Below are 7,399 nucleotides of genomic sequence, written 5' to 3' on the forward strand. Positions count from 1 at the left end.
CTTGTTGTCTATAAACTTATAAAGTTAGGCTTCATTTTGTCAAAAGTACAAACATATTTATATCCCATATCTTTTAAATTTTCATAAATTCTTTTAAATTCATGAGCTACTTGAGCTGGATTATGAGAATCTGAACCTGTAGTAATAATTTCTCCTCCAAGGTCTCTATACCTTTTTAATATATATGATGAAGGAGTTAAGTCTGGTAATTTGTATCTAAAACAAGATGTATTAATCTCTATTCCCCTGCCTTCATAAATTACCATTTTTAATATTTCATCAATTTCATCACCAAATATCTTATCATCTATTATATTGTTTAAATCACCATATCTTTTAACAATGTCAACATGGCCAAGTACAGAATAATTTTTGAATTTTTTCATCATATTATATAAAGTTTCATAATACTGTCTATAGGCTTCTAATTGAGTTTTATCTTGATAGAATTTTTTTCCTATCAGCTCATACTTATCAATTGTGTGAATTGATGCTATGACAAAATCAAAGTCGTTATTAATAACATCTTCTAAACATCTATCTAGTACATGGTCTTGCAGTCCAATTTCTATTCCTCTTTTTATAGTGATATCATTTTTGTAAAGTTCATTATAATAATTCAGTTTAGAAAAATAGTCTTTATAGTTTACACTAATATCTCTCTCTTCATCATCTATTATTACACTGTAGTCTATATGCTCAGTAAAACATATCTCTTTTAACCCTAATTCTATAGATTTTTTTATCATATCATCCATGGGTGTTTTACTATCTTCAGAAAAACTTGAGTGCATATGATAGTCATAATACATCGTCTTTCCTCCTATTTATTATTTTTTCTTTGTTGTTGTATCTTCTCCAAAAGCACCATACCAATCTTCAGTAAATTTATCTACACTCCAATTAGTTAAAGGATGGTTCATCATTGCACTGCATATATCTGCTGGCACAGTAACACTATGGACTCCTGATTTCATTAATTCTAAAACTTGTTGACAGTTTTTAAAACTAGCAGCAAGTACCTTTGTTTTCATATTATAAGCATCTAATATACTAACTAAATCGCTTACTACCGATACTCCATCTGCACTAATATTGTCTAGTCTATTAACATAAGGTGCAACATAATCAGCGCCAGCTTTTGCAGCTAAAAAACCTTGATGAGCAGTAGATATTGCTGTTGCGGTTATCTTTATTCCTTGTTTTTTAAGTTCTTTTATAGCTTTTAGTCCATCTTTTGTTACTGGTATTTTTACATACATATTCTTTCTTAGACCACTTATAAACAAAGCCTCTTCTATCATCTCTTCAAATTTTGTACTTACTACTTGCGCATGTATTGGCGTATCTTGACCTATAATTTCATCAATCTCTTTTATTAGTATTTCAAAGTCTTTTCCTTCTTTTGAAACTATACTTGGATTAGTAGTCACTCCATCTATACATAAATGAGTGCATAAATCTTTTATATCATTTAAATTTGCTGTATCTAATATTAACTCCATAATTACCTCCTAAATTTTGTATATATTATTAGAAAAAATCAGTTACCTCTATACAGAAGCAACTGATTTTTTTCAATATAAAGTATTAATTATTTTTTTATTAATATTTCACTACCAATTGATAGTTTTGGTACATCTAAACTTTCAACATATATACTTCCTGGTAAAGAAGCTTCTGTTGACCCATCAAATACTATAGTAACATGACCTAAGCTTACTAAGTTTTTCTCTGCAATATTTCCAATTGCAGTTATTTTATATTCTTTTTCATCGATTTCAACTATATTACCAACCTCTATAGTTTCGCTTACTGGTTGTATATCTACTGTATAGCAGAAATCTTTTAATGTATCTGGAGCATTGTCCCCAAATAATATAAACATTGGCTCCCCTTCAAAAGCTGATACTTCTGAACCTATATTTTTTATCTTATTTTTGTATATTATTGACATTTCAAATCTCCTTAAGTTTACGTAAAGTTTACATATATTTTAATCTATATTTTTATTTTATATTACGCATATAGTCCTATACTAGCTGCCCAAGCTATTAATACTCTTGGCACACCAGTTAAAAATCTTGAATATAATACAGCTGGAACACCAACTTCAACTGTTTCTGGGTCTGCTTCTGCAAGTCCAAGTCCTACTGGTATAAAGTCGCATGCACCTTGAGTATTTATTGCAAATAATGCTGGTAAAGCTAAACTTGGTGCTATATTTCCTTTTCCAATTTCCACACCTATTAATGTACCTATAACTTGAGCTATAACTGCTCCTGGTCCAAGAAGTGGTGATAAAAATGGTAATGAACATATAAATCCTATTAATACAAGACCTATTCCTGTTCCTGCTAAAGGTGTCATTACTTTTGCGAATACATCACCTACACCAGAACCTTGAATTATACCTATTAATAATGCAACAAATGCCATAAATGGTAATATTGTGTTTATTACAGTTTGCACAGCATCACGAGCTGATTGATAGAAAGTGTTTACTACTTTTCCAGCTCCCATACCTATTTTAGTCAATAAGCTAGTACTTCCATCTTTTTCAGTAGTTTGAGTTATTTTTTTATCTGCACTATATTTGAATTCTCTTTTTTGTTCTGTTTCTTTTGATTTTTGATCTTCGTCAGAAGTTGTTTGTTTATTTACAGCTCCCTGTGCTGACCTTATTTGATCAAGTCCAACTGCAGATACATATATATCTTCAGTTATATACTTAGCTAGAGGACCACTTTTCCCAACTGGCATTACATTTATAGTTGGTATTCTTTTTTGTGGATATATACCACATCTAAGTGTTCCACCGCAATCTATTATTGCTAAGAATATTTGCTCTTCAGGTACAGATGTTTTGAAACCGTTTACCGCTTCACAACCAGTAAGTTCTACTATTTTATCTACTATATCTGGTTTAGCTCCACCACCTGTTATATATAAAAGTTTATTTTTTTCTTCTGTTGGTGTTACTGTTAAAGGACCACCAAATCCTCCATTACCTTTTTTTATCTCAATTGTTCCGAATTTTGACATATTTATATCCTCCCTTAGATTTAGTCCTAAGCTGCTACAGCCTTAACTTCTTTACTTAATTCAATACCTTGTTGTTTCATAACCATTTTAGTTGTTAAGTCAGTTGCCCAACCACTCATAAAGTTACATACTAAACCTACTAATAAGTATCTTACTGCTAATGGCATTGTGCTTAGTCCTAATGTTGATATTCCATTTGCTATTCCTAAAAATATAAATACTTCACCTGGATTTATATGTGGGAAAACACCACTACTTGTATGACAGAAATAACTTGCAGATGCATAGTAACTTGGCTTATATCTTTCTGGCATAAATCTACCTAGAGATAGAGCCATTGGATTACCTAACATAAATGCACCTAAGAAAGGAACTACCATATAACGAAGTATAGGATTTTTTGCGGAAAACTTAGCAAATTTATTTATTTTTTCCTCTCCTATTAATCTTATTATAGTGTTCATTGCTATTAATAATAATAATACTTGAGGTACTATTCCTGTTACCCAACTTGTAAAAGTTTCTGCTCCTAAAGCAAATAGCCCCATAAAACCTTCTGCGAATTTTATAATTACATCCATGATTATTCAAACCTCCATTAATTTATTTTTGAGTTGCTACTTTTTGTATTGATCCTGCAACCTTTTCAAAAGGACTTTTAGGATCTTCTATACTACCACCACTTGTTATAGTGATATAGTTTGAAGAGGCATCTAATATTGATTTTTGAACTTGTTTAGAATAAGATTTAACATGGTCTTTTGTTATAGTAGCAATATCAATTCCATTTAAATCACTAAATTCCTTAAATCTAGCAAGTACTGTAACGCCAGATAAACACATTCCCTTTAAGATAATTCCTTTATCGTCTATTGCAAACATTGCTATTGACCCTGCTACAAATCCACCTTTTTTCTTCCCTATGGCAACTCGACCCATTCGTCTTAAATCTCTAAAGTTTAGATTGAAATTTTTCATTTGCATCATAGTTAATAAAAATTGCACTGCATATGCTGCACCTAAACTTATAATTACTGCCCAAAATATCATATTTTTCACCTCATCCTTTAAAAAGTACTCTCTTCTTTTATCTTATAAAGAACTAAATCTTTATATTTTTTTAACCTAGATATTTCTTTTATTTTATTTTCATCTTTAGCAATGGAAATGATTTCGTTATAAATTTTAATTAGTAGCATTTCATTCTCACCAAGCTCTTCTGGGATACCAAGTAGAAATACTAATTTTACATTTCTATCTTTATCAATAATTAAATTATCATCAAATACTCCAAGAGCTAAAACAATATTATCACTTTCATAATTTACAACATGTGGTATAGCAATATGTTTATCAAAAACCATAGTAGAATTGTCTTCTCTCTTTTCAAGTCTTTCTTTAAATCCATCATCCACATACCCATTATTTCCAAGTGCATCAACCATTAAGTTTATATTTTCTTTGTAGCTTAAATTATTATCTAACACGAAAAACTTTTCTTCATCTAATAAATTTAAAAGTATGGAATCTATTCCTTGTAATAAAGGAACCTCCAGTTTTTGAGTATATTTAACTTGTTCTATTTGCTTTCTAAATTGATGTTCATCAAATATCTCTTTCATATATATTATTGGTGTATTTATATCACAAGTTAATTTATATGTGGAACATATTAAGTCATATTTATTTAATAACTCATCATTAACTTCTGTACTAGAATACATATCTATTTCTGATTCTGGAGATAAAATTTTCTTTAACTGACTTGATATAATTCTTGCAGTTAATACCCCACTACCACATATAATAGCAACTCTATAGATTTTATTTTTATATGAATTCTCTGATATAAAAACTCCGAAATACATAGCCATATATCCTACTTCATCTTTAGATACTTTTTTACCTAATTTATCTTCAACTATACATTTAGATAATTCTGCCATTTTAAATGCCACTGAATATTTTTCTTTAATATCTTCCAAAATAGGATTTTTAATTTCTATACCAAATTTCACTCTATTTATCATAAAAAACATATGATATACAAATTCATCAAAGAAATCACCTGGCATAATGGTTATATTCATCTGGCTTTTTATTAAGGTTATTATTTCCTGAACTAAATCAATTGTCTCATCTGACACTTCAATTTCTTTTATTCCCTGAGAGTTTATTGGAGTTCTCATACTAATTATAGGTAAGACCATAAATATTCTTTCATTTAAAGGAACTTTTACAGGTATAATTTTTTCCACCTCATCTAAAAGCTTGTCTACAAATTCAAATGTTTTGGTAGATTCTAATTCTATATACTTATCATCTAAATATTTAATTGTATAATCATTTAGCAATCTATCTATCATAACTGTAAAGAATTTTATAAAGTTTTCTATATCTCCACTTCCTAAAGCATTTTCTCTACAAGTTTTAGATATTGATTCAATTATATCTTCATCAATTTTGAATTCTTTGTAAATTGAACCATACATATCTTGTAATAAACACATTCTAACATCTACTTCATTTCCTTCAAGAAATAATCCTGTATTTGTTTTTCCAACGATTTTTAAATTATGCTTTTGTATATTATTCCTTAATTTTTTTAGATCACCTATAAAAGTAGTTTTTCCTATATTCATTTCTTCAGCTAAATCATCTGTTAAGTAAGGTACATTACTATTCATTAGCTTATACAAAATATATGACATTCTATTTTGTTGTGAATTAAAAAAGTCATCTTGTATACCTAAGCTTTGCCTTACCACATCGAAGTTTTGTTGATCAATGATATATAGCACATATTTACCTTGTTTAATATCAATCACCGCATACCCTTTTAGCAATCTATTTAATTCTTTTATCTCATTTTTTACAGTTTTTGTGCTAACACCTAATTTATCTGCAATAGATTGTGAAGACGTTAAATTACTTTGTTCTATAATTCTCAATATTTTACATAAGCGATTTTCTTCATTTATAATATTCATCAATAGCCCTCCCTATTGCAGATTTATATTATGATTATCCTCTAGTCTTTCCACCAGCTACATTTACAGTAACCCCATGAATATACCCAGCTCTTTCAGATGCTAAGAAGCATACTGTATTTGCTACTTCACTTAGTTTTCCATCTCTTCCTATTGGAGTAGTCGATGACTTTGTATAACCAGCTCTTAATTGATCTACTGTTATTCCTCTCGTATATGAAAGCGCTTCTTCATATGCTAAAGTTCTTAATCCTGTAGCTTCCATTATTCCTGGTGCCACCCCTACAACTCTTACTCCTTTTTTACCAAGCTCTTTTGCCCAAGATCTTGTAAATGAATTTACTGCATTTTTACTTGCTGCATATATTCCTTGCCCTTCAGAACCTTCAAGACCACATTCAGAAGACATATTTATTATTACACCATGTCCCTGTTTTACCATTTCTCTTCCTGCAATTTGTGCACATAAATATACTCCCTTTACATTTATGTCCATTACTTTATCATATATATTATCATTTAGTTCATACTTACTATTTTCTTCTTTATCATCAATTAGTAAAGAAGGTATATTTATACCTGCATTATTTACTAATACATCTACGCTTCCAAAAGTTTCTTTAGCTTTTTTTACTGCTGAACTTATACTTTCTTTATCTGTTACATTCATATTTGCATATAACATTTTGCCACTGTTTTCTTCTATTTGAAATTCTGGCTCATTTGGATTTAAATCACATACAACTACATTTGCCCCTACATTTAAAAATTCCTGTGCAACGGCTCTCCCAATTCCTGAAGCTCCACCTGTAACAAGGACTGTTTTATTTTCTAAACTTAACCATGATTTTTCCATTCGCTTGTCTCCTTATCTATTATTTGTTAAGATAAGTCTACCAAATATGCTAATTTTAATTAATATCATCTTTTTCCCGGTAGAAGAATTTCTCAGTTATAATTTATTCAATTTAATTTAATGTTTCTATGATGATATTATACTAATATAATAAATGGTTTGTACATATCACTTAAACTATTACCAAATATTGGCTGATAATTATCACCTATATAATTATTCTTTAGCCTTTTATAAACATAAAAAATTCGCTTCGCTTATGTCGCCAATGGCTTGTCCCGTTGCTCAAGCTATAAAGTTTCCTTACAATTAAAAAAGGTATTGAATTTTAATGCTAAAAACATCTCAATACAATACCTTTTATTCTTTTAAACTCTATTTTTATTCAACTGTAACTGACTTAGCTAAGTTTCTAGGCTTATCTATGTCACACCCTCTCATTTGGGCTACATGATATGAAAGTAGCTGCATTGGTACAACAGCTGTTATACTTGCAAACATATCATCA

General features: G+C 29.4%; 8 protein-coding genes. All 8 read right to left on the reverse strand.

Translation table 11 applies throughout. The annotated features are described in order from the left end of the window. Positions 1-8: 8 nt before the first annotated feature. Positions 9-812, reverse strand: coding sequence for a histidinol-phosphatase HisJ family protein (locus tag K0040_RS05215; RefSeq protein WP_228107884.1), 804 nt, complete (start codon positions 810-812; stop codon positions 9-11). Positions 813-830: 18 nt separating this feature from the next. Further along, positions 831-1,505, reverse strand: a complete 675-nt coding sequence (fsa, locus tag K0040_RS05220) for a fructose-6-phosphate aldolase (RefSeq protein WP_228107885.1) — start codon at positions 1,503-1,505, stop codon at positions 831-833. An 89-nt stretch (positions 1,506-1,594) separates the two neighbouring features. Continuing rightward, positions 1,595-1,957, reverse strand: a complete 363-nt coding sequence (locus K0040_RS05225; protein WP_228107886.1) for a PTS glucitol/sorbitol transporter subunit IIA — start codon at positions 1,955-1,957, stop codon at positions 1,595-1,597. Positions 1,958-2,019: 62 nt separating this feature from the next. Continuing rightward, positions 2,020-3,045, reverse strand: coding sequence for a PTS glucitol/sorbitol transporter subunit IIB (srlE, locus tag K0040_RS05230; RefSeq protein WP_228107887.1), 1,026 nt, complete (start codon positions 3,043-3,045; stop codon positions 2,020-2,022). 26 nt (positions 3,046-3,071) lie between these two features. Next, on the reverse strand, positions 3,072-3,626 hold the full coding sequence (srlA, locus tag K0040_RS05235) for a PTS glucitol/sorbitol transporter subunit IIC (RefSeq protein ID WP_228107888.1): 555 nt from the start codon (positions 3,624-3,626) through the stop codon (positions 3,072-3,074). Positions 3,627-3,648: 22 nt separating this feature from the next. Beyond that, positions 3,649-4,095: a transcriptional regulator GutM gene (locus tag K0040_RS05240; RefSeq protein ID WP_228107889.1), complete on the reverse strand. Its 447-nt coding sequence runs from the start codon at positions 4,093-4,095 to the stop codon at positions 3,649-3,651. Between the two features lie 17 nt (positions 4,096-4,112). Next, on the reverse strand, positions 4,113-6,035 hold the full coding sequence (locus K0040_RS05245) for a BglG family transcription antiterminator (RefSeq protein WP_228107890.1): 1,923 nt from the start codon (positions 6,033-6,035) through the stop codon (positions 4,113-4,115). Positions 6,036-6,069: 34 nt separating this feature from the next. Continuing rightward, on the reverse strand, positions 6,070-6,891 hold the full coding sequence (locus tag K0040_RS05250) for an SDR family oxidoreductase (protein ID WP_228107891.1): 822 nt from the start codon (positions 6,889-6,891) through the stop codon (positions 6,070-6,072). Between the last annotated feature and the right edge of the window lie 508 nt (positions 6,892-7,399).

This window comes from Terrisporobacter petrolearius (assembly GCF_020748185.1).
GTDB lineage: Bacteria > Bacillota > Clostridia > Peptostreptococcales > Peptostreptococcaceae > Terrisporobacter > Terrisporobacter petrolearius.

Excerpts from the sequence above, each read along its gene's own strand:
- K0040_RS05245 (WP_228107890.1), bottom strand. The coding sequence starts at position 6,035 with ATGAATATTATAAATGAAGAAAATCGCTTATGTAAAATATTGAGAATT.
- fsa (WP_228107885.1), bottom strand. The coding sequence starts at position 1,505 with ATGGAGTTAATATTAGATACAGCAAATTTAAATGATATAAAAGATTTA.
- K0040_RS05225 (WP_228107886.1), bottom strand. The coding sequence starts at position 1,957 with ATGTCAATAATATACAAAAATAAGATAAAAAATATAGGTTCAGAAGTA.
- srlE (WP_228107887.1), bottom strand. The coding sequence starts at position 3,045 with ATGTCAAAATTCGGAACAATTGAGATAAAAAAAGGTAATGGAGGATTT.
- K0040_RS05215 (WP_228107884.1), bottom strand. The coding sequence starts at position 812 with ATGTATTATGACTATCATATGCACTCAAGTTTTTCTGAAGATAGTAAA.
- K0040_RS05240 (WP_228107889.1), bottom strand. The coding sequence starts at position 4,095 with ATGATATTTTGGGCAGTAATTATAAGTTTAGGTGCAGCATATGCAGTG.
- K0040_RS05250 (WP_228107891.1), bottom strand. The coding sequence starts at position 6,891 with ATGGAAAAATCATGGTTAAGTTTAGAAAATAAAACAGTCCTTGTTACA.
- srlA (WP_228107888.1), bottom strand. The coding sequence starts at position 3,626 with ATGGATGTAATTATAAAATTCGCAGAAGGTTTTATGGGGCTATTTGCT.